Origin of the sequence: Prevotella sp. LMAG:51, from assembly GCF_008680225.1 — a bacterium.
Taxonomy (GTDB): Bacteria; Bacteroidota; Bacteroidia; order Bacteroidales; family Bacteroidaceae; genus Prevotella; species Prevotella pectinovora.
Window position 1 is genome coordinate 220,358 of the sequence record NZ_NALQ01000026.1, and the last position, 22,981, is coordinate 243,338.

19 protein-coding genes are annotated in these 22,981 nt (G+C 39.8%); 10 read left to right on the forward strand and 9 right to left on the reverse strand.

The features are described 5' to 3' along the window. Positions 1-217 precede the first annotated feature (217 nt). Both CCC32_RS10130 and CCC32_RS10135 read right to left on the reverse strand, forming a co-directional pair. Complete coding sequence (locus tag CCC32_RS10130; RefSeq protein WP_022316454.1) at positions 218-1,714, reverse strand: UxaA family hydrolase; 1,497 nt, start codon at positions 1,712-1,714, stop codon at positions 218-220. 99 nt (positions 1,715-1,813) lie between these two features. Then, the gene (locus CCC32_RS10135; RefSeq protein WP_042519636.1) at positions 1,814-2,878 is read right to left on the reverse strand and encodes a LacI family DNA-binding transcriptional regulator; all 1,065 of its coding nucleotides are present in this window, start codon (positions 2,876-2,878) and stop codon (positions 1,814-1,816) included. A gap of 207 nt (positions 2,879-3,085) precedes the next feature. Between CCC32_RS10135 and CCC32_RS10140 the strand changes: the two genes are divergently transcribed. The 4 genes from CCC32_RS10140 to CCC32_RS10155 all read left to right on the forward strand — a co-directional run bounded on the left by CCC32_RS10140 (position 3,086) and on the right by CCC32_RS10155 (position 9,184). Continuing rightward, positions 3,086-4,111: a sugar kinase gene (locus tag CCC32_RS10140; RefSeq protein ID WP_287074205.1), complete on the forward strand. Its 1,026-nt coding sequence runs from the start codon at positions 3,086-3,088 to the stop codon at positions 4,109-4,111. Positions 4,112-4,213: 102 nt separating this feature from the next. Beyond that, positions 4,214-4,882: a bifunctional 4-hydroxy-2-oxoglutarate aldolase/2-dehydro-3-deoxy-phosphogluconate aldolase gene (locus CCC32_RS10145; protein ID WP_022316451.1), complete on the forward strand. Its 669-nt coding sequence runs from the start codon at positions 4,214-4,216 to the stop codon at positions 4,880-4,882. A 4-nt stretch (positions 4,883-4,886) separates the two neighbouring features. Further along, positions 4,887-8,414, forward strand: a complete 3,528-nt coding sequence (locus CCC32_RS10150) for a DUF5112 domain-containing protein (RefSeq protein ID WP_287074208.1) — start codon at positions 4,887-4,889, stop codon at positions 8,412-8,414. 44 nt (positions 8,415-8,458) lie between these two features. Continuing rightward, entirely contained in the window at positions 8,459-9,184 is a 726-nt protein-coding gene (locus CCC32_RS10155; protein ID WP_022316449.1) for a DUF5932 domain-containing protein, read from the forward strand. Positions 9,185-9,211: 27 nt separating this feature from the next. Here CCC32_RS10155 and CCC32_RS10160 read toward each other — a convergent pair whose 3' ends face one another. Then, positions 9,212-9,637 (reverse strand): hypothetical protein, encoded by a 426-nt coding sequence (locus tag CCC32_RS10160; RefSeq protein ID WP_044075325.1) that lies wholly within the window; start codon positions 9,635-9,637, stop codon positions 9,212-9,214. Positions 9,638-9,959: 322 nt separating this feature from the next. Further along, complete coding sequence (locus tag CCC32_RS10165) at positions 9,960-10,349, reverse strand: thioesterase family protein (protein ID WP_042519633.1); 390 nt, start codon at positions 10,347-10,349, stop codon at positions 9,960-9,962. A 182-nt stretch (positions 10,350-10,531) separates the two neighbouring features. Between CCC32_RS10165 and CCC32_RS10170 the strand changes: the two genes are divergently transcribed. Continuing rightward, positions 10,532-11,452 carry a glucosaminidase domain-containing protein gene (locus CCC32_RS10170; RefSeq protein ID WP_287074212.1) on the forward strand — a complete coding sequence of 307 codons (921 nt, stop codon included), beginning with the start codon at positions 10,532-10,534 and terminating at the stop codon, positions 11,450-11,452. Positions 11,453-11,549: 97 nt separating this feature from the next. Then, on the forward strand, positions 11,550-12,743 hold the full coding sequence (ilvA, locus tag CCC32_RS10175; RefSeq protein WP_278839704.1) for a threonine ammonia-lyase: 1,194 nt from the start codon (positions 11,550-11,552) through the stop codon (positions 12,741-12,743). Between the two features lie 136 nt (positions 12,744-12,879). Here ilvA and serS read toward each other — a convergent pair whose 3' ends face one another. The 5 genes from serS to prmA all read right to left on the reverse strand — a co-directional run bounded on the left by serS (position 12,880) and on the right by prmA (position 18,440). Further along, positions 12,880-14,169, reverse strand: coding sequence for a serine--tRNA ligase (gene serS / locus CCC32_RS10180; protein WP_022316444.1), 1,290 nt, complete (start codon positions 14,167-14,169; stop codon positions 12,880-12,882). A gap of 91 nt (positions 14,170-14,260) precedes the next feature. After that, on the reverse strand, positions 14,261-16,474 hold the full coding sequence (locus tag CCC32_RS10185) for a RelA/SpoT family protein (RefSeq protein WP_287074214.1): 2,214 nt from the start codon (positions 16,472-16,474) through the stop codon (positions 14,261-14,263). Between the two features lie 288 nt (positions 16,475-16,762). Then, positions 16,763-17,026 (reverse strand): 50S ribosomal protein L27, encoded by a 264-nt coding sequence (gene rpmA / locus CCC32_RS10190; protein ID WP_022316442.1) that lies wholly within the window; start codon positions 17,024-17,026, stop codon positions 16,763-16,765. Between the two features lie 21 nt (positions 17,027-17,047). Beyond that, positions 17,048-17,365: a 50S ribosomal protein L21 gene (gene rplU, locus CCC32_RS10195; RefSeq protein WP_022316441.1), complete on the reverse strand. Its 318-nt coding sequence runs from the start codon at positions 17,363-17,365 to the stop codon at positions 17,048-17,050. Positions 17,366-17,537: 172 nt separating this feature from the next. Beyond that, complete coding sequence (gene prmA, locus CCC32_RS10200; protein WP_287074217.1) at positions 17,538-18,440, reverse strand: 50S ribosomal protein L11 methyltransferase; 903 nt, start codon at positions 18,438-18,440, stop codon at positions 17,538-17,540. A 218-nt stretch (positions 18,441-18,658) separates the two neighbouring features. On the opposite strand from prmA, the gene CCC32_RS10205 reads away from it, so the two are divergent. The 4 genes from CCC32_RS10205 to mnmA are packed head-to-tail and all read left to right on the forward strand — an operon-like array spanning position 18,659 to position 22,958. Then, positions 18,659-19,621, forward strand: a complete 963-nt coding sequence (locus tag CCC32_RS10205; RefSeq protein ID WP_287074219.1) for a hypothetical protein — start codon at positions 18,659-18,661, stop codon at positions 19,619-19,621. Between the two features lie 43 nt (positions 19,622-19,664). Next, complete coding sequence (locus CCC32_RS10210; protein WP_287074222.1) at positions 19,665-21,263, forward strand: OmpP1/FadL family transporter; 1,599 nt, start codon at positions 19,665-19,667, stop codon at positions 21,261-21,263. Positions 21,264-21,272: 9 nt separating this feature from the next. Next, positions 21,273-21,848 carry a Maf family nucleotide pyrophosphatase gene (locus tag CCC32_RS10215; protein ID WP_022316437.1) on the forward strand — a complete coding sequence of 192 codons (576 nt, stop codon included), beginning with the start codon at positions 21,273-21,275 and terminating at the stop codon, positions 21,846-21,848. Positions 21,849-21,881: 33 nt separating this feature from the next. Next, positions 21,882-22,958, forward strand: a complete 1,077-nt coding sequence (mnmA, locus tag CCC32_RS10220) for a tRNA 2-thiouridine(34) synthase MnmA (protein ID WP_287074226.1) — start codon at positions 21,882-21,884, stop codon at positions 22,956-22,958. The last annotated feature ends 23 nt before the right edge of the window (positions 22,959-22,981 follow it).

A 22,981-nucleotide genomic window follows, 5' to 3' on the forward strand; every position in this document is an offset into this window, starting at 1 on the left:
TAGGATTATAATTGGAGCATAACAATTTCTTGAATGGTGTGGCCAATTGCATTTTGCTTCCGAATTGACTGTAGGTTCAGGGACCTGTTGTTGATATCCGCCTTGATTATATACTTACAAGAAGGAGTCAAGAACTTGACGCTCTGTTGACTCCTTCTTATTCGTAATCTCTCATCCAGTCAATGCAAAGCTACAAAAACGGATGGAAAATCTTTCGTTACAGCGTAACGCCATTCTTGAAAATTGCTATCTCTCGATAACCATTCTTCTCGTTGTTGGCCTTTTCTCCACTTGCCACAGCAATCACTTTGTCAATGAATTTATCAAGCAATGTAGGCATGTCTGTACCTTCTACAAGTTCGCCAGCGTTGAAGTCTATCCAGTTAGGCTTGTTATTGGCCAGGTTGCTGTTTGTCGAAATCTTCATTGTCGGTATGAATGTGCCGAAAGGCGTACCGCGACCTGTCGTGAAGAGAACTATCTGGCAACCGGAAGCTGCAAGAGCCGTTGCTGCCACGAGGTCATTGCCTGGTGCTGAAAGGAGATTCAGCCCCTTAACCTGAAGTCTGTCGCCATATCCGAGTACTCCGCTAACAGGTGCGCGTCCGCATTTCTGTGTGCACCCAAGAGCTTTATCCTCGAGAGTGGATATTCCACCAGCCTTGTTGCCTGGTGAAGGATTCTCACCAACAGGTTCGCCATGGCTGAGGAAGTATTCCTTGAAATCGTTTACGAGTTTTACAGTTTGCTCAAACAAATTTTCATTCTCACAACGGTTCATCAGTATAGTTTCTGCACCAAACATTTCTGGCACCTCAGTAAGAATTGACGTACCACCCTGTGCTACGATATAATCGGACAGTTCACCAACAAGTGGGTTTGCCGTGATTCCGCTGAAGCCATCACTTCCTCCGCACTTGAGTCCGATGCGGAGTTCATTCAGCGGGCAGTCTGTACGCTTGTCCTCCTTGGCGACTTTGTAAAGCGAGCGTAGAATTTTCATGCCTTCTTCTATTTCGTCTCCCTTCACGTTCTGTACAACCATGAACTTTATTCGCTCCTTGTCGTAGTCGCCAAGTAGTTTTTCAAACTGGTCAGGCTGGTTGTTCTCACATCCGAGACCCAAGACAAGCACTGCTCCCGCATTAGGATGGAGAACGATGTCACGCAGCACCTTGCGGGTGTTTTCGTGGTCTTCGCTCAACTGTGAGCAACCGAAGTTGTGATGCCAGGCATGAACAGCGTCGATTCCCTCTAAGTTTGTTTCCTTTTCAATCATGTTGGCGAGGCGCTCGGCAATGCCGTTGACACATCCCACGGTCGGCACAACCCAAATTTCGTTTCTTACGCCCACTTCTCCGTTCTTTCTAACGTAGCCTTGGAACGTGCGATTGTCTTTCTTTATGTCGAGTTTCTCATTTACGGGGCAATATTCATATGTAAGCGTACCTGAAAGGTTTGTTTTCAGGTTGTTCTCGTTTACCCATTGGCCTTGCTTCAGGTCCTCCTTAGCATGACCGATAGGATAACCATATTTAATGATGTTCACGTTAGCAGGCGTATCCTTGATCAGAATTTTGTGGCCGGCAGGCGTATTCTGGAGCACGGTTATCTCCTTTCCGTCTACATTGATTGTCTCACCTTTATCAATAGGGCGCAGACAAACCACTACGGAGTCTGCAGGGTTGATTTTGATGAATGCTGAAATATTCATGATGTTTTTTTTGATTTGTATTATTTTGTTTTTATAATTGAATTTCCGTCTTTTAACAGTTCACATAATGATGTCGATTCAGTATGCATTACATCAGGCTTACAACTGAGTTCTTCTGTAGAAATCAACGTTTTCTTTCGACAACAGCTCTATTGGCATGTAGTTGGTCGGATCCACCTTCTTGTGAAGCACTATTGCCTTGAAAAGAGAATCAACGCAGTGGTAACCTTGCATGTAAGCATGCTGGGCTATCAAAAACGAAATGGAGCCTTTCCTCAGGCATTGAGCGTTTTTTTCTACCATATCATATCCCATTATCTGTACACTTCTTCTATTGGTCTTGAGTAGAAACTCACCAACGATATGGGCCTTTGAGCCGAGGGTGATGCAGTTTCTAATTCCGGGATGGGCAGAGAAGAACTGTTCCAGTTTCTTCTCGTTGCTCTCTGGACTTCCTTCAACGGGTACGTCAAGCTCGGCAATCCTGACATTCGGAAAATGTTCATTCATATAATGACGGAATCCCAATTCACGGTTCTCCTGCTGACGGCTTGCCACTTTGCCGTTTTTCATGCGTTTGAAAAGCATTATCTCTTTATCATTGGCAGCCAGGAGCATCAGCATCTTGGCAGCGAATTTGCCGCTCGAGAATGAATCCTGGCCAAAAAATGTCAGGGGGTTGACGTCGGGAATATAAGAATCGAGCAGAATAAACGGAATTTTCCTTTCATGCATCGTCTCGCAGAAATGTTTTGTGACCTTGATATCAGCAGGCACGACAATTACCCCATTCGGTTTCTTCTCCAGGCATTCTTTCGTTGTCTGGACAAATGACTTGATGTCATAACGTTGGTAATACATAATTTCCGTGCTTATATGGAAATCCCGCCTCGTCTCACAGGCTTTTGCTGTTCCGTCTTCAATTTCCTCCCAATATGCTTCTGAGTCATGTTGGGGGATAATACAGTAAAACTGATATGATTTGTTGTATGCAAGAGCGCTTGCATACATGTTGGGCTGGTAGTTTATTTCTTTTAGCACTTTTTCTACTTTCTCACGTGCTTTTTTTGATACGTTTGGACGGTTGTGAAGCACTCGGTCAACAGTTCCGACCGATACGCCAGACTTTTCAGCTATATCTTTTATCCTAACCTTTTCTGTCATTATAAATGAGGTCTTAGTCAACTACTTTTTTGATTGTTCATTTGCAAAAATAAGAAGAATAATTTAAATATACCTTATTTTAAAGCTCATTTTTGACAAAATCGCAATTTTTTCAATTTTTATTTGTGTGGATGGGTGTAAAACTGTAATTTTGTAAACGAAAAATTAGGCAAAAACATTCTTAAATAATTAATTTATCAAAAACAAATGGCTAAAGTAGTAACAATGGGCGAGATCATGCTTCGCCTTTCTTCTCCTGGACAGAAGAGATTTATCCAGAGTGATTCATTCGATGTCGTATATGGCGGTGGCGAGGCTAACGTTGCTGTAAGTGCGGCAAACTATGGACATGAGGCTTACTTTGTAACTAAAGTTCCTACACACGAGATCGGCCAGTGCGCAGTAAACGCTCTTCGCCGATATGGTGTACATACAGATTTCATAGCACGCGGAGGTAACCGTCTTGGTATCTATTTCCTTGAGACAGGTGCTTCTATGCGTCCTTCAAAGGTCGTTTACGACCGTGCCGGAAGCTCTATAGCAGAGGCTGATGCCAAGGATTTTGACTTTGACTCAATCATGGAGGGAGCACAGTGGTTCCATTGGAGCGGCATAACTCCAGCAATAAGTGACAAAGCTGCAGAGCTGACAAAACTCGCATGCGAGGCAGCGAAGCGTCACGGTGTAACAGTAAGTTGCGATTTGAACTTCCGCAAGAAGCTTTGGACTTCAGAGAAAGCTCAAAGCATCATGAAACCTTTGATGCAGTATGTTGACGTTTGTATCGGCAACGAAGAGGACGCACAACTCTGCCTTGGATTTAAGCCAGACGCTGACGTAGAGGGTGGAAAGACCGACGCTGAGGGATATTACGGAATCTTCCAGGGAATGATGAAGGAATTCGGATTCAAATTCGTGGTTTCGACCCTTCGCGAGTCTTACTCTGCAACTCACAATGGATGGAAAGCCCTTATCTACAACGGAAAGGACTTCTATCAGAGCAAACACTACGATATCATGCCAATCATTGACCGAGTAGGCGGTGGCGACAGCTTCGCAGGCGGACTTATACATGGTTTGCTGACATGGCCTGAAGATCAGGGCAAAGCTCTCGAGTTTGCAGTAGCTGCTTCTGCTTTGAAGCATACAATTCCTGGTGACTTCAACCTCATGAGCAAAGAAGAGGTGGAGAATCTTGCCGGTGGTGATGCTTCAGGTCGTGTACAGCGATAAAAACGGAGAACAAGGAAAACATCAGATGGTGACAGTTTAAAACTATCTGTCAATATCCGCAGTATTAATTTTAATTTTTAAAATAGTAGCAACAACATAAATATGGCAAAATTTGACAAATTGGCAGTCTTGAACAAGATTGGCCAGACAGGTATGGTGCCTGTGTTTTATGATAAAGACGCTGAAGTGGCAAAGCAAGTAGTTAAGGCTTGCTATGAGGGTGGAGTTCGTGCTTTTGAGTTTACTAACCGTGGTGATTTCGCTCATGAGGTATTCGAAGAAGTGGTGAAGTTCGCTGCAGTAGAATGTCCAGAGATGGCCCTCGGCGTTGGTTCGGTAGTTGACCCTGCGACAGCGGTTCTCTATATTCAACTTGGAGCATGCTTCGTAGTTGGCCCATTGTTTAACCCTGAGGTGGCAAAGGTATGCAACCGTCGCCTCGTCCCATACACTCCTGGATGCGGAAGCGTGTCTGAGGTAGGCGCTGCTCAGGAAGTCGGATGTGATTTGTGCAAGATTTTCCCTGGCGATGTTTTAGGTCCAAAACTGGTTAAGGGTTTGAAAGCGCCAATGCCATGGTCAAAACTCATGGTAACAGGTGGAGTTTCTCCTGATGAGGAAAACCTCACTTCCTGGATTAAGGCGGGTGTTTATTGCGTAGGAATGGGATCTAAGTTGTTCCCTAAGGATGTTGTAGCTGCCAAGAACTGGAAAGCTATTTCAGACAAATGTGCAGAAGCTCTCGGATACATTGCTAAGGCTCGCGGATAATATTATGACATACAAGGGCTTCATAGGCGTTGTCTGCCTATGGAGCCTTTATCTTTGTTTGGCATGTACTGACTCTCGCCACGAGTATGCAGACAGGCTGAACGAAATATCTTATGCTTTCCACTATAAAAATTTGGATTCGACTTATTGCTATGCAAGGAAAGCATTTGTCGCCTCAGACAATTATTCTTCGGGCAAAGCGGAGGCCCTAAATAATTTGGCTTTTGTAAGCATAGCAAAAATGGATTATGATCGCGCTGCTTGTCAACTTGATAGCGTCCTGGAACTGACGAACAATCAAATAGAACTTCTTATTGCCGATGTCCAGTATATGAGGCTTTGCCAAAGGAAAGCCCAGAACAAAGAGTTCTATGACTATAAAGAACGTGCTCTGCAGCGATTGAAGAGAATCAACGAAGAGCGTGATAACCTATTGCCAAAAGATGAGAAAAGATTGATATACGCTGAAACAGAGTATGCATTGGTTGCATCTACATACTATTATTATGTAGGAATGTTTGAGCAGTCTCTAGCGGAATTGAAATCAATTGATATAGAAGGACTGATGCAAAAGGATACAAGTCAGTATCTAAATATGCTATATCAATATGGTAGTGGTGGATTAATACACTGTAAGAACAGGGTAGAGACAAAACAGATTGAATATGAAATGCTTGTTGAATGCTATCTGCTATCAAAAAAAAGCGGATTTGTTTACTGGGAAGCTAACTCTATGCAAGCAGTAAGCGAACACCTTACGTCATTGTCTGACAGAGCCATAATCCTTGACAACAACAGAGTTTCTATAGGTTTCCTAAACAGTGACAACATGCCAGACTCCCTACTCGCTGGATATCTTGCACAAAAGTCAATGGAGATGTTTAAGGATTATGGAGATGAATATCAGACTGCAGGCTCTTTGAGAACTCTTGCTGCATGTTATAGGGAAATAGGAGATAATGAAAGCGCATTGATTTGTCTGAAGAAATCATTGGCAGACAAGAAAATAAGACAGGCTCCAGACCTTGTAGCGAGCATTTATGAGCAGTTGAGCATTGTATATTCTTCAATGGATGATAAATACAACAGTGACGTAAACAGAAACCTTTACTTAGATCTTCAGGATAAAACAAGGCAGGACATGGAGCTAGATGCAAGAGCCTCTATGCTAGAGCAGACATCAAGAACGATGAATATAATGATTCTTGTTGTCATCGTGTTGATTATATGTCTTTCTCTTTTGATTTACAAATTACTACAACATCGCTCGGCTGATAGTACACCATATGAATTCTTTGACAAACTATTGCTTAAGTCAAAGAGTGATAACACTCTATTAATAAGAAAATTAGAAGATGAAATTGAAGCCGCTGAAGATAACATATCAATAGCGAAACTACATCTTGAGAACAACAAAAGAAGGAATATAGAAAACAGATCGAAAGTATTTCTTGTAAACAGCGTCATGCCCCTCATTGACCGTATGGCAAACGAGGTTGACAAACTGATGAAAAGAAAAGAAAGACCACAAAATAGAGAAGAAAGAATCACATACATATCCGAACTGTCACAGACAATCGAGAAATACAATAGTACTCTTACGGATTGGATAAAGTTAGAGCAGGGCGAGATATATCTCAAAATTGTCAGTTTCAAGCTTCAGGATCTATTTGACATAGTTAACAAAAGTAAAACTGTATTTGAACTACAAGGCATTTCTCTCGTTGTAGAACAGACAAGTGTCTGCGTGAAAGCAGATAGGGTGTTGACATTATTCATGATAAACACAATAGCGGACAATGCCAGGAAATTCACCGCTCCTGGGGGCATGGTGCGAATTTTTGCTGAAGAGAAAGACGATTATGTTGAGATTTCCATTAAAGACAATGGAAAGGGAATGAGCCGTGAAGAATTGTCTTGCGTATTCAACAGAAAGGTAAGCGACGGGCATGGTTTCGGGCTCATGAACTGTAAAGGCATTCTTAACAAATACCGCAAATCAAGCAAGATATTCAATGTTTGTGAATTGTCTGCAGAAAGCGAAGTAGGGAAGGGCAGTCGCTTCTTCTTCAAATTGCCCAAAGGAATAGTAACAGCGTTATGTTTGCTTATGATGCCTGCATTAGGAATCGCAAACGGTTCAATTTATAAATTTAAACATAAAAACAGTGATTTTGACTATTGCATTAAAATGGCAGCCACATACGCTGATTCTGCCTATTATTCAAATGTCAACGCTTCTTATTCCAAAACTCTGGAGTTTACCGATTCTGCCAGAATATGGCTGAACAGACATTATGCCAGCACTTACAAGAATGGGCATGAGTTTATACACAGAATCGGTGCGAGCACAACTAATTCTCCTGAACTGAAATGGTTTAGGATGGGTATCCGTACAAACTATAAGATAATACTTGACATAAGAAATGAAAGTGCTATCGCAGCACTTGCCCTTCACGAATGGGGTCTATACGAATACAACAATTCGATATATACAAAACTCTTCAAAGAAGTTTATTCGGACAAATCTCTTGGAGAGTATTGTAGAATCATGCAACAATCAGAGACGAATAAAAACATAGCGATTGTACTTCTTGTAATACTTTTAATTGCGCTATTCATGGCAGCTTATACGCTGTATTACAGGCATGCTATGAAAATCAGTTCTATAAAAGAATTGAAGAAACGTCTAGAAAATGTTGTCGACTGTGACAAAGAGCTGAAAGACAAATTGTCTTTCTTGCTTGGAATAAGCGATAGTATAACCGACAAGTCAATAAAAGAAGAATTTACAAAAATTCTGTCTGAATATCATAGTACGGTTGAACAAGAATATAATTTGAAAGACAATCTTCAAATACTAGAAGACACTCTTGGCAAATTGAATTATGAAATAGACAGGCTTTATGTTTGCAATAACATATTGGATAATTGTTTGAGCACTATCAAGCATGAGACCATGTATTATCCGTCGCGGATATACAATTATTTGGAAAGCCCCGACACGAAAAAGCGCATAGCGCGCATAACATTGCCAGACGGTCTGACAAAAGCTAATACTGATTTGAATGAATTGTCTGCATTAGTGAATTATTATAAGGAATTGTATGGAATTCTTTGCACACAGGTTGAGATGCAAGTTGGTTCCTATCGCTTCGCCTGCAGCCAAATCAACATGTCGGAATATCTTAAAGGATGTGACTTGAAAACTGTTGGAGACAAAGAACTTTTTTCTTATATGTTTCTAATAATAAGAAGAATGAATAAAGGCGTGCAACCTTCATATAAATACAAAGCAGAAAGGGGGCCGTATATAAAACTATACACATCTGTTCCGAGAGGCCAAAGACCAGGTGGAGTGGAGAATCCATTCGTTCCTAATCATGCAAATATTCCATTTCTAATCATCAGACAAATATTGCGGGAGATAAGTAATGTCACCAATTTGTGTGGGTGTGGCATTTCTGCGATTGAATCCAATGGCAACATTGATATTACAATAACACTCCCACGCGTTATTAGCCTGCAGTAACAAAAATAATTTTTTTAACCAAAGATAATAATCCAAATAAAGATATGATAGAATTCAAAGTAATTATAGTCGAAGATGTACCTCTGGAATTAAAAGGTACTGAAGGCATATTAAAGTCGGATGTTCCAGAAGCCAAGATTGTTGGAACTGCAGAGAATGAAGTGGAATATTGGCGGATAATGAAGGATAATGTGCCTGATTTGGTGCTATTGGATTTAGGCTTGGGTGGTTCTACAACAATAGGTGTTGAGATATGCCGTGAAACGAAAGCCAGATACCCTGAAACGAAAGTCCTCATTTTTACTGGTGAAATACTTAACGAAAAACTTTGGCTTGATGTCATGGATGCTGGATGCAACGGAATAATCTTGAAGACTGGAGAGATGTTGACGCGTGCAGATATAGAAAGTGTAATGTCAGGAAAGAAAAATGTGTTCAATCAGCCTATCATGGAGAAAATATTACAGCATTTCAAACATGACGTCAAGTCTGCCATAATGCGGCAGGAGGCTCTTGTCAATTATGAAATTGACGAATATGACGAACGCTTTCTTAGACATCTTGCTTTGGGCTACACCAAAGAGCAGATAACAAACTTGCGTGGAATACCGTTTGGAGTGAAGAGTTTGGAGAAAAGACAGAACGAACTCGTACAGAAACTGTTTCCAAAAGGTAATGGAGGACTTGGGGTTAACGCAACTCGTCTCGTTGTTCGCGCCTTGGAACTTAGAATTATAGATTTAGACAATTTGCATCCAGATGAGGAATAACGGAACCAGAACAATCAAGGTTACAGCCTATTGCGTATGTATATTGGCTATCGGAGAACTTGCATTGATATTGCTTTCATGGATACTAAGTTCTACATTTCCGTATTCCCATATAAAATCAATGCTCAATGGTGAGGGCATCAGGTGGTTTTTCGGAAGTTTCACAAGCAATCTCAACAAGGATATCCTTGTATGGATGATTCTTTCTAGTATAGCATATGGAGTATTCGTGAAGAGTGGACTTTCATCATTGATGAGGAAATCATTGATTCTCAAAGCTTGTACCTTCAGAGAACGAATGGCCTTTTTAGTGTTTGTAGTAGAAGTCATACTAATATTGACAGTGATGTTGCTGCTCACGACCTTACCGCAGGCCATTTTGTTGAGTTCTACAGGAAATCTGATTCCTAGCTGTTTTAGCAACAGTCTGGTTGCAGTTGTCATCTTTGCCATGCTTGTCACTTCTTTGACTACAGGCTTTATAACACGACGTATAACAACATTGGTAAATGCAGTGGAATGCATGATTTATGGAATGAGAATATTCTCACCACTTATTTTGATGTATGTCTTTTCAAATCAGCTTTACTATTCTTTCTGTTATACATTTATTCCTTGACATGTGTAATTAATGGTAAAATTCTTGGATGTTAAATGAAAAACATCAAGGCCAAATTGGATGAATCTCTTAAAGACTGCAACTTTAATGATCAGCAAGGAGAATAACTATTTGGTCTTGATGCGTTAAACCATTCTTTTAGTGTATGATAAGAAATCAAGCTTTTCCAAGTTTGCCGTTTGCTTTTATCTGAAACTTATCGTTCTTTACAATGAAACGACTGTGTGTTCCCTTGCCGATTAAATCACACTCATCGTAGACCTCAACTTTGAAATCCAGTTTTCTACCATCTACTTTCACCAATTCCGTTTCGCATCTTACTTTCATTCCCACAGGAGTAGGAGCTACATGCTCTACGTTTAGGCTTATTCCAACAGTGCCCATTCCTTCTTCAAGTTCTTGGGCGACACTTTTCCATGCAGTCTCTTCAATGAGTGCTATCATTGAGGGAGTTGCAAAAACATCCAATGTACCACTTGCCATATTGCGAGCTGTCATTTCATTGGTAACTACTTTTTCTAATGTAAATTTAATTCCTGATTCCATATTGATTTAAATTGTTTAATATTGCAGACCAAGCACAACACGACCGAAAAAAACAGTGACGGTGCAAGGATACTGTTATTTTTTGCAAAGATACATATTTATCATAAAGTATAAAAAAACACTAGTTCATTTTGTAATTTACTATATTATTTTTATATTTGTAGAATAAATAAAAATGCAACATGACCAAGAAACTTATCATCATATTGACTTTCATACTGAACGTGCTGCAATTGTCAGCGCAAATGAAATGGAATCAACGTTATCAGACATATATTAATCAATACCGTGACCTCGCTATTGAGCAAATGCTCAAATACAAAATACCAGCAAGTATCACTCTAGCCCAAGGACTCCTGGAAAGTGGGGCCGGATATAGCGAACTGGCAACGAAGGGCAATAACCACTTCGGCATCAAGTGTCATGGATGGACAGGCAGAACAACATACCATGACGATGATGAAAAGCAAGAATGCTTCAGAGCATACAACAATGTTTTCGAAAGTTATGAAGACCATAGTCTATTGCTTACAAAGCAGCCTAGATATAAAGGTCTGTTCTCTTTAAATCCAAAAGATTACGTAGGATGGGCAAAGGGACTAAAAAAATGTGGCTATGCCACAAGTCCTACGTACGCCCAGAAACTTATTGGTATAATTGAACTCTATAAACTTCATGAATATGACAAAGCGAAGAAATTTGACAGATTTATGGAGAGAAGATCCTTTAAAGACGACAAGTCGGCTAATGGAGGATTAGAACATCCTATCCACATGTATAACAATAACTATTATATTATCGTACGCTCTGGTGACACATTTAAATCTCTTGGCAGGGAACTTGGATTGTCATATAAGAAGATTGCCACTTTTAATGAACGTGGAAAGAATGACAAATTAGAAAAAGGTGAGGTGATATACCTTAAGAAGAAGCAAAAGAAAGCAGAAAAACAATACAAGCGCCGCCCACATCGTGTAAAAGCAGGCGAAAGTATGTATAGTATAGCCCAATTATATGGCATAAGGCTGAAGAGTCTTTATAAAATGAATGGTTTGACACCTAATTACTCAATAAAAGTGGGTGACAAACTGAGAGTGAGATAAAAAAAATCATTATTTAGCTTGTTGCATCTATTTTTTTATTACTTTTGCATCGTTTAAAACTAATACGATATAATACACACATTAAATATCAAACTATATGTTGAAGTTAGATAATTTCTACAAAGCCCGTTATGAGCTTAGTAAAGTAATCAGACAAACTGAAGTTGTCCTAGCGCCTCAAGTAAATCCAGAGTGTGATGTTTATCTCAAATTGGAATGTCTGCAGCGTACAGGATCTTTCAAAGTACGTGGCGCATGCTATAAGATCTCACAGCTTAGTGATGAGGAAAAGGCACACGGAGTAATCGCTTGTTCAGCCGGTAACCATGCTCAGGGCGTGGCTTTGGGAGCTACAGCACATGGAATCAAGTCTCTTATCTGTCTGCCAGCAGGAGCACCTATCAGCAAGGTAGAAGCTACGAAAGGATATGGAGCAGACGTTTGTCTTGTTCCTGGAGTTTATGACGATGCATACCAGAAGGCTATCGAATTGAGAGATGAAAAGGGATACACATTCGTGCATCCGTTTGACGACCCGAATGTAATTGCAGGCCAGGGAACAATTGGTCTTGAGCTTATCGATCAAGTGAAAGATATGGATGCAGTAGTAGTACCTGTCGGTGGTGGTGGACTTATCAGTGGAGTTGCCTTCGCATTGAAGACACTTAATCCGCACATCAAAGTATATGGCGTTCAGGCGGCCGGTGCTGCTAGCATGGTTCAAAGTCTGCATGTTCATAAGAGAGAGTGTCTGTCTTCCGTTTCAACCATAGCGGATGGAATCTGCGTTAAAGAGCCTGGTGAATTGACTTATGAAATCTGCAGCAAGTATGTTGATGACATTGTTACTGTATCTGAAGACGAGATTTGTGCAGCTATCCTTCAGTTGCTTGAGAAGGAAAAGGTTGTAGCAGAAGGTGCTGGTGCGACAAGCGTTGCAGCAGTGATGTTTAACAAGGTACCAGTTAAAGGTAAGAAAGTAGTTTGCATTGTGAGCGGTGGCAACATTGATGTCACTATTCTCAATCGTGTTGTTGAACGTGGACTCGCAAAGAGTGGACGAATTGCAATCATCAATGTCGAGCTTGATGACAAACCTGGCAAATTAGTAGAGGTGGCTTCAGTTATCGCTAAGGCAGGTGCTAACATCACAAATGTTTATCACGACAGGAATAGCGATAGCGAGAAGGTTAACAGCTGCATCTTGAGAGTAATCTGCGAGACTCGTAACCAGGAGCATGTCGCAGCTATAAACAACGCACTGAGAGAAAGTGGATTTAAACTTGTTTAAGGTTTACACTATTATGTAATTATAGGATAATTATTGAAGCATCATGACTATCCTTTTAAATTTTAAAGGGGGAAAGCTTTGAAAACTTTCTCCCTTTAAAAATGTCTCAATCTTAAGTTATCCAACTCTCAATTTTTTAGAAGTTTTTGTCATCAAGAATGTCGAATCCACAATAAGGTACCAATGCCTTAGGTATTCTTATACCTTCTGGTGTCTGATTGTTTTCTATCAAAGCGGCGACAATTCGCGGCAATGCAAGAGCCGAACCATTTAATGTGTGGCACAATTCTGTCTTTTTGGTCTGAGAATTTCTAAATCGACATTTCAAGCGATTTGCTTGATAGCTTTCAAAGTTGCTGACAGAAGATACTTCCAACCATTTTTCTTGAGCAGCACTCCATACTTCAAAGTCGTAGCATATTGAAGATGTGAAACTCATATCTCCGCCACAAAGTCTGAGAATATGATAAGGGAGTTCAAGCTTAATGAGCAGATTCTCTACATGATCTAACATTTCCTTAAGTGACTCATATGAGTGTTCTGGCTTGTCGATACGTACGATCTCTACTTTGTCAAACTGATGAAGTCGGTTCAATCCTCTCACGTCCTTGCCATAAGAGCCAGCCTCACGACGGAAACATGCAGAATAGGCACAACGCTTGATTGGCAAATCATTTTCATCAAGAATGACATCTCTGAAAATATTCGTCACCGGCACCTCTGCTGTAGGAATAAGATACAAGTTGTCCAGGTTACAATGATACATCTGACCTTCTTTATCTGGAAGCTGTCCGGTACCAAAACCAGAAGCTTCATTTACAACGTATGGAGGTTGTACCTCGAGATAGCCACTTTTCCTTGCTTCTTCAAGAAAGAATGCTTCTAAAGCCCTTTGCAAACGAGCCATCTTTCCAATGTATACAGGGAATCCTGCTCCTGTGATTTTTACTCCAAGGTCAAAATCAATAAGGTTGAATTTCTTGCAAAGATCCCAATGGCACATAGCATCTTCAGGAAGGTTCGGTTTTTCTCCACCCTCCTTAACTACGACATTGTCAGAAGCGTCTTTTCCTTCAGGAACTTCATCGCAAGGGATATTCGGAATTGTTCGCAGAAGATCGATTAATTTCTGCTGTATATCGTTTAATTCTCGTTCAAGTAATTTTGACTCTTCCTTCAATGCGGCTACGCTTTCTTTTATAGCATTTGCCTCATCTTTTTTACCCTCTTTCATCAGAGCGCCTATCTGGGCAGCTTTCTTTTTACCCTCTTGGAGTTCTTTGTCAAGTTTCTGTTGAGTTTCGCGTCTCATCTTGTCTAGAGCCAAGACATCATAAATTGCTTGTTTGGCACCAGGGAAATGTTTTTTCTCCAGACCTTTAATTACACGTTCAGTTTCTTCACTGACAAGTTTAAGTGTAAGCATATTTTTATGTATTAAATTAATGTTTTATCATTCTGAGAATAAGCACGTATTCTTTATGCAAAATTAATGTTTTTGATTAAAAAAACGTTATTTATAATCTTATAATTTGTTTTACGCCTTTTATAATGCGCAATTTTTTTATTAACTGGTTCAATTTGGAAGTATCTTCGACGTTTATTTCAAGATTTCCACTGAACAGTCCGTCATGGCTATCAATATTAATGCTTCTCATCATTATGTTCTCCTCCTTGGATATAACACTTGTAATGTTATTGACAATGCCAATATCGTCATTGCCTATTATCTTTAATGTTATGGTGTATTTAGAGTCTGCTTTGCCACTCCATCTGGCTTGTAAAATTCTATACCCAAAACGTTTGCGCATCTCCAAAGCATTTGGACAATCTTTTCTGTGGATTTTTATTCCACCGCTTACTGTTACAAAGCCAAAGACATCATCACCATATATCGGATTGCAACATTTTGACAATTGATAGTCTATGCCTTTCAGATTGCGGTCAATGACAAGTACATCTCCATTGGATTTTGTAAAATTCTTGATTGAATTCTCAAAGCTATATTCGTCTGCGCTTCTTGTCTGCTGTTGACCTTGGAGGTTGTTGTCATAAGCTTGAATCTCCTGATATTTTTCAATTACATGATTGATATCCAATGTCTCATCAGCAATCTGCCTGTAGAAATCATTTGTTTCTTTGAAACCGAGCTTTTTGATCAAATGGGACATAGTGCCCTCATCCATTTCTATCTTACGGTTCTTCATCCTTCTTTCAAGCATTTCCTTTGCATATAGCCCGTCTTTCACTTGTGTCTCCTTAAGTGCAAGGCGTATCTTTGCCTTGGCTCTGCTGGTTTTAACGATGTTGAGCCAATCTTGTTTAGGCTTCTGTACGGTTGATGTCATTACTTCTATTTGATCTCCACTCTTCAGGATATGTCTGAAAGTAACAACTTTACCATTTATTTTGGCACCGACACAGTGATTGCCTATGTTAGAATGAATGCGATAAGCGAAGTCAAGAACCGTTGCGCCCTTAGGAAATTTCATCAAATCTCCTTTGGGGGTAAAGACATATATCTCGTTTTCATACAAGTCCATTTTGAATTGATCTATGACCTGCATGTCGTCATTGTTTTCCAAAGCTCTACGAATACTCGTAAGCCATTCGTCCATGCTCCCTTCACTTTTTATCCCTTTGTATCGCCAGTGAGCTGCAAGTCCACGTTCTGCGACTTCATCCATTCTTTCTGTTCTTATCTGAACTTCAACCCATTTGTTTTCGGGTCCTTTCACCGTTATGTGAAGACTTTCATATCCGTTAGATTTGGGCACACTCAGCCAGTCACGCAATCTCTTTGGATTGGGTTGGTACATATTTGTTATCAAAGCGAAGACATGCCAACATTGTATCTTTTCCAATTCTAAAGGAGCGTCAATAATAATACGTATGGCGAAAAGATCATATATTCCTTCGAATTCACATTTCTGCTTTTTCATCTTTTGCCAAATGCTATGGATACTTTTGGTACGCCCCTTCATGTGGAATTTGTATCCGTCGGCTTCCAACTTTTCCCTTATAGGCTTGATAAAGTTTTCTATATATTTATCGCGACTTTTTTTCGTTTCGTTGAGCTTGTCTTTTATCATATAGTAAACATCATGCTCAAGATATTTAAGACTAAGATCCTCTAACTCGCTTTTGAGTTTGTAGAGTCCTAGTTTGTGGGCAAGTGGAGCATAGAGGTAGCTTGCTTCTTCACTCACGCGTTTTTTTTCTTCTTCACATTCAGTATTGCGAATCTGTCTCATCAGATTTACCCTGTCGGCAATCATGATAAGGATCACACGCATGTCTTCTGCAAATGAAAGAAGAAGGTTACGGAAATTTTCGCTTTCTATTACGGGATTTTTCTTGTATAACTCTTGTATGTGTACAAGTCCTTTAAGAATGCTTACTACTGTCTTGCCGAATTCTTTTTCGTATTTATCATAATCATTTTCCGTTTCTTCCGTAAAACACGAATAAAGCAAAACAGCTACAACTCCATCCCGTTTTAGTCCAATTTCTTCAATGGCTATTAATGCTGTCTGTATGCTTGACAATATTGGATTAAGTCCAAAAATATCTCTTTGTATTCTTTTTTGTATTATAGCCTGCTTCAAAGACTGAAAGACTTTCAATTCATCAGACTTTGTCAATACATAGTTTTGCGAATTTCTTAATTCCTTTATGGCTTCAAGAACTTGAGATTTCTCGTTATTCGTAAAAAACAGTTTTTTGTCCATAAGCAAAGGTCAAATTAAATATTGTTGAAATTCAAATATGTAAATCAAGTATGCCGTATTTTGATTAAAAACCTGTTATAACCAAGCGACAAGAACTGATAGGGTATGAAATTGATTTCCCTGCATTCTGATAATTATTTGCAAAGATAATGCAAAACTCATAGAAAATATCAACGGAATAAAGATTTTCTACTTATAACTTGTTAAAAAGACAATCTAAATTGCCTATATAAAAAAAAGAGCCTCTAATGAGACTCTTATGTTTGTTTGGAATAAGTTTGTTTTTATTTAAGCTTCAGCTTCTGGAAGTACTGAAACGATGCTTCTGTCCTTGCGACCTTTGCGGAAGTTTACTACTCCGTCAACAAGTGCATAAAGAGTATCGTCTTTACCAATACCGACATTCAAGCCTGGGTTGTGCTTAGTACCACGCTGACGAACAATAATGTTGCCTGCGATGACTTTCTGACCACCCCAAATTTTCACGCCCAATCTCTGTGAAGCTGACTCACGGCCGTTCTTAGAACTACCTACACCTTTTTTATGTGCCATTTCTACTAGTCCTCCTTTGTTTTAAGCGATTACTTGTTTAACTGCGATTTGTGTGAAGTGTGTACGATGACCATTGCGTTTGCGCTCGTCTTTACGACGCTTCATCTTGAAGACAATCACCTTGTCACCTTTAACAAGTGGGTTAACCACTTCACAAACAACTTTCGCACCCTCTACTGCAGGTGCTCCTACTTTAACAGCTCCCTCGTTGTCTACGAGAAGCACTTTGTCAAACTCTACAGTCTGACCTTCTTCAGCATTTTGGATATGGTGAACGAACAATTTCTTGCCCTCTTCAACCTTAAACTGCTGACCGTTAATTTCTACAATTGCGTACATTTTGTTATATAAAACGGGTTTGGTCTGCAAGGCGCATAACCTCGTGTTATGTCTTATTTGAGCCTTGACAGATAAAAATCGGATGCAAAATTACTCATTTAAAATTAATTTCCTTTCTCTTGAATGTATTTTTATATCGTTAGTTAAGCAATATTAACTAATATTAGAAAAACTAATGCTTACTAAAGTTGACTTGTCTTTTTAGGAATTTAATCATAGCCCAATTATCTGAAGAGTTTCTCTTTTCTTCAACTAGCCCCAACGCACGAGCCTTTGCAATAAGAACAGATTCATCTTCTTTATAAAAGCCACTAATTATGAGAGTGCCATTGTCTGCCATTGAATTTGCTAATGTTGGCAAATCGTTTAAAAGAATATTGCGGTTTATGTTTGCCAAAACAACATCATATTTCCCCATTAATTCCTCATACAATAACGTTGAATCCCCTTTCAACGCTGAAACATTCTCCAGACTGTTCAGTTTGGCATTATGTATCGTATTGCTAACACTCCATTCGTCAATATCATATCCATATGCAGCTACTGCACCGCATTTTGCTGCGGTAACCGATAAAATACCAGTTCCACATCCACAATCCAGCACACGTTTGTCTTGCAATGTCATTTTCAGCAATTCTTCAACAATCATCCTTGTGGTGTTGTGTGTACCGGTGCCAAACGCCTGGCATGCATCTATTGTAATATCTATGGGATATGATTTGTCTGAAGGGTGCTTCAAGTCATGTATAATACATTGGTCACCGATTATAATCGGATTGAACCCTCCTTTTTCCCATTCCTCATTCCAATTCTTGTCTATTACTTCTTCTGTTTCAAAAGAAATGGAGAAGGTGTCCAAAGGAAAATCCTCCAAAGTCTTTTCCAAAGACGAACGGTCGTATAGCTCTTTCTGGATGTATCCGGAAATTCCACCTTCGTTTTCTTCAAATGACTCATATCCTACCGTACCGCATAAGGCGGCGCAGATATCGCATGCCATGGAAAAAGACGGCCCCTGTATTGTTTTTTTCCCATCAGTATTTTTTATGAAAAAAACAGTCTTGTAATATTTCATTATTTGAATTGTTAGTTGTATTCTTCTGAAGAGAATTTGTTTCTCTTTCCGTAAATTTTATTGCAAAATTATAAAAAATAGGAGAAAACCTATCATGATATAGGGTTTTTCCGTATTTTTGCATTTGAAAGTAATCTATTTTTGCATTTAGTAATTATTAACGACAGCACTTGTGGATATATATATCCCAAGCAATATAAGATTTAGGAGATAAAAACATGAAAAGATTAGTTTTCACTTTATTATTGTCTGTAGTTTTACCTTCAGTATCAATGGCACAGGACGACATGTATTTTTCACCCAAACAAAGCAAGAAGGAGAAAACTACGATTGTCATGGGGGATAAAGCCCCAAAATACGACGCTGGCTCCACCCGGGATGTTGACGAATACAATAGGAGAGGATTAGGCAACACTTATAAATATGTGACCAATGACTCTTTGACTAATGACATCATTAATATTGACGGTGTTGATACGGATTCTGCATATTTTTATGATGATGCCCCTTGTGATATTGACTATAATGGAGAATGGGACTACTATTCAAGATTAAACAGATGGCGTTATTTTGACGACCTATGGTTTTATGACCCGTGGATAACAGGAAGTCCTTTGTATTATGCCTCTTGGTATGACTATTATGGATATAGATGGGGATGGCCTTATAGATACGGATGGTATGGAGGATGGTATAGCCCTTGGTATTCTACTTATTGGACAGGATGGTATGACCCGTGGTTAGTTGGTTGGCACAAGCCGTATTTTGGAGTAACTGTTGCTCATAATCCCTACAATGGAGGCGTTTCAGGAACGACAAACCACGGATGGGCCGGTAATCCTCGCAATAACAGAACCAACTTTAGCGGGTACAGAGGAAGCACCAGCACGAACAGAAGAAATACAGATGCTTATAACAGGCAGGGAATGAGGAACACCAATAACTCTGGATATCGTCGCAACAACCGCAACAACAATGAATTTGGAGAGAATAGAACCATAAGGACACGGGAATATGATAGCAATTCTACGTACCGTAACAACTCGTCTTTCAACACAGGATCTTCCGTAAACAGAGGAGGTGGCTTCACTGGCGGAAGTAACTTTGGTGGCGGTCGCTCCGGTGGTTTCAGTGGCGGCAGTCGCTCCGGCGGTGGCGGACACTTTGGAGGAAGGAGATAGCAAATACACGTTATTATTGGACTTTAAAATATAATATTTGATTATGAAAAAAATAGCTTTGTTTTCTGCTGCAGCATTGTTCGCATATTCTAGCGCCATGGCACAGGAGACATATGAAAATGCAAAAATTGCAGATCAGGATTTAAATGGCACTGCAAGATATATTGGTATGGGAGGTGCTCTGGATGCGTTGGGAGCTGATATATCCACCATATCTTCAAACCCTGCTGGCATTGGACTATTCAGACACTCTTCTGCCAATGTTTCATTCGGCATCGTATCGCAACAAGACTGTAAGACCTTTGCAAATGGTAAAAAGACAAATCTCAGCTTTGACCAGATTGGATTCGTTTATTCCAGGCGTACAGGTCGTAGCTCATTCATGAATTTCGCATTCAATTATCACAAAAGTAAGAATTTTGACTTTATATTGTCTGCAACCGGCAAATTGGATGGTTTGTCTTCGCAAAACAAGCAAACATTCCTGAAGAGTCAAGACCAGTACTTTGACCTTTCTGACAAGGGTGGGGCTTATGTCGGAAACGACAACTCGTTCAACCAAGTCGACTACCTTTATGCAAATACCCTTTTGCCTGTTGCTTTTGACGATAAGAACAAGGGGTACATCGACGGTTATTTAGGAGCTTCAGACTTTGATTTCAACAGGACTCACAGTGGATATATCGGAACATACGATTTCAACTTGAGTGGCAATATAAATGACCGTGTGTATTTGGGAATAACATTTGGAATTCATGACGTTCACTACAAATCGTATGGAGAATACACGGAGGCGTTATTAGATAGTTCGGACAAGAGTATTGGTAAAACATCATTGTCGGACAACAGAAAGGTGACTGGTACAGGATTTGATGTCAAAGCTGGTATTATATTCCGTCCGGTAGAAAGTTCGCCCTTCCGTATAGGTCTATCGATAGCTACTCCAATTTGGTATGATCTGACTACAACAAATTACACCACTATTGACAACCGCTCATTAGCTGACAATTTCGGCTATTACGACACGGGAAATATCGGGGAGTCATATGATTTCAAATTGTACACTCCTTGGAAGTTCGGCTTGAGCCTTGGTACTACCTTCGGCAATTATCTAGCCATAGGTGCAGGTTATGAATATTCGGATTACAGTACGCTCGATTCAAGAATTAACGATGGTGGCGATTATGACTGGTATTATGATACTTACTATTCGAACAGTTCGTCAGATGGAGAGATGAACGACCATACAGAAAGCACTCTGAAAGGCGTAAGTACCTTGAAACTCGGAATGGAGTTCAAGGCTGATGATAATTTGGCAATACGCCTAGGCTACAATTATGTTTCCCCTAAATACGAGAGTGTGGGTTATAAGGACGGAACAATCAACTCTCCAGGGTCTTATTATGCGTCTACAACGGATTATACCAATTGGGAGTCCATCAATCGTGTAACTTGCGGAATTGGCTATACATTGAACAAATTCTCGCTTGATCTGGCATATCAGTATTCTGTACAGAATGGAAAATTCCATGCTTTCACAGATTATAAATCAGAAGTAAAGGACATGTCTAATCTATGTGATGCCGTAAAGGTAAGCAACAAGCGGCATCAGCTGCTGTTGACATTGGGCTATCATTTCTAAATTGTGTTTATGATCAAACAATATAATATCATATTAGGCAGTGGAAGTCCGCGCCGCAAGGAACTCCTTAGCGGTTTGGACCTCCACTTCAGAGTTTTAGTACGTGAAGGGATAAAAGAGACATACCCTCAAGACCTGCCGGCCAAGGAAGTTGCCCGCTATATTGCCGAAGAGAAGGCTTCTGCTTATACCGACCTCCTGTCAGGTGACACTATGGTTATAACGGCAGATACTATAGTCGTTTGTGATGATACAATACTTGGTAAACCCCACGACATAAATGATGCAGTCAGGATGCTAAAAATGTTAAGTGGGAAAACCCATCAAGTAATCACAGGGGTCTGCATATCAACTAAGGAAAAGAAAAAAGTTTTCTCCGTTAACACCAATGTGACATTTAAACGACTTCAAGACACTGAGATAGACTATTATGTCTCTAAATACAAACCGTTTGACAAGGCAGGAGCCTATGGCATACAGGAATGGATAGGACATGTGGGAGTGGAACATCTTGATGGCAGTTATTTCAATGTGATGGGATTACCGGTGCAGCGTATTTATCAGACGCTAACTGAAGAGTTCTAGTAAAATGTACACAAATATCTGTATAGCATAATAATGGAAAAATTAGAGGATAAGAAAATAGCAGTATTATTGTCTGGTGGTGTAGACAGTTCTGTCGTTTTATATGAACTGGCGGAAAAAGGTCTGACACCAGACTGTTTTTACATAAAAATCGGCCCAGAAGAGAAGGAAGAATGGGATTGTTCATCAGAAGAAGATCTGGAAATGGCAACCTCTGTAGCTCATAAATACGGATGTAAACTTGCTGTGATCGATTGCCATAAAGAATACTGGAGTGAGGTTACTCGTTATACGATGGAAAAAGTCAAGGCAGGTCTTACGCCTAATCCTGACGTGATGTGCAACCGTTTGATCAAGTTCGGTGCATTTCATGAAAAGATTGGTTACAAATATGATCTGATTGCAACAGGACATTATGCACAGACTGAGATTGACGAGAATGGAAGAAAATGGCTTGTCACCAGTCCAGACCCAGTAAAAGACCAAACAGATTTTTTAGCACAACTATATTCATGGCAATTACGGAAAGCTATATTCCCAATAGGTCACTTCCAGAAAGACGAGGTAAGGATAATCGCTGAAAAAGAACAACTTGTAAATGCAAAGCGAAAAGACAGTCAGGGAATCTGTTTCTTAGGTCAGATCAACTATAATGAATATATACGCAGGTATTTAGGCGAAAACATAGGCGACGTAATAGAATTTGAAACCGGAAAAATAATTGGCAAACATCGCGGATTGTGGTTCCACACAATAGGCCAACGTAAAGGTCTTGGATTTGGAGGTGGACCATGGTTCGTTGTCAAGAAAAATGTGCAAGACAATATCCTCTATGTCAGCCATGGCTATAACCCTCAGACTGCATACAAGAAAGAATTCCCCGTTATGGATTTTCATTATTTGACAGAAAGGGTCAATATGGATAAAATAACTTTTAAAATACGCCATACACCAGAGTATCATAAAGGAAGAATTGAGATAACAGGCGATTCGGATTTTGTTGTTCATGCAGAAGAATTCATCCATGGTGTTGCACCAGGACAGTTTTGTGTCATCTATGACGAAAATCACCATAGGTGTTACGGTAGTGGTGAAATCACAGCCATTTGACAAATTGTAAATTTTTAAATACT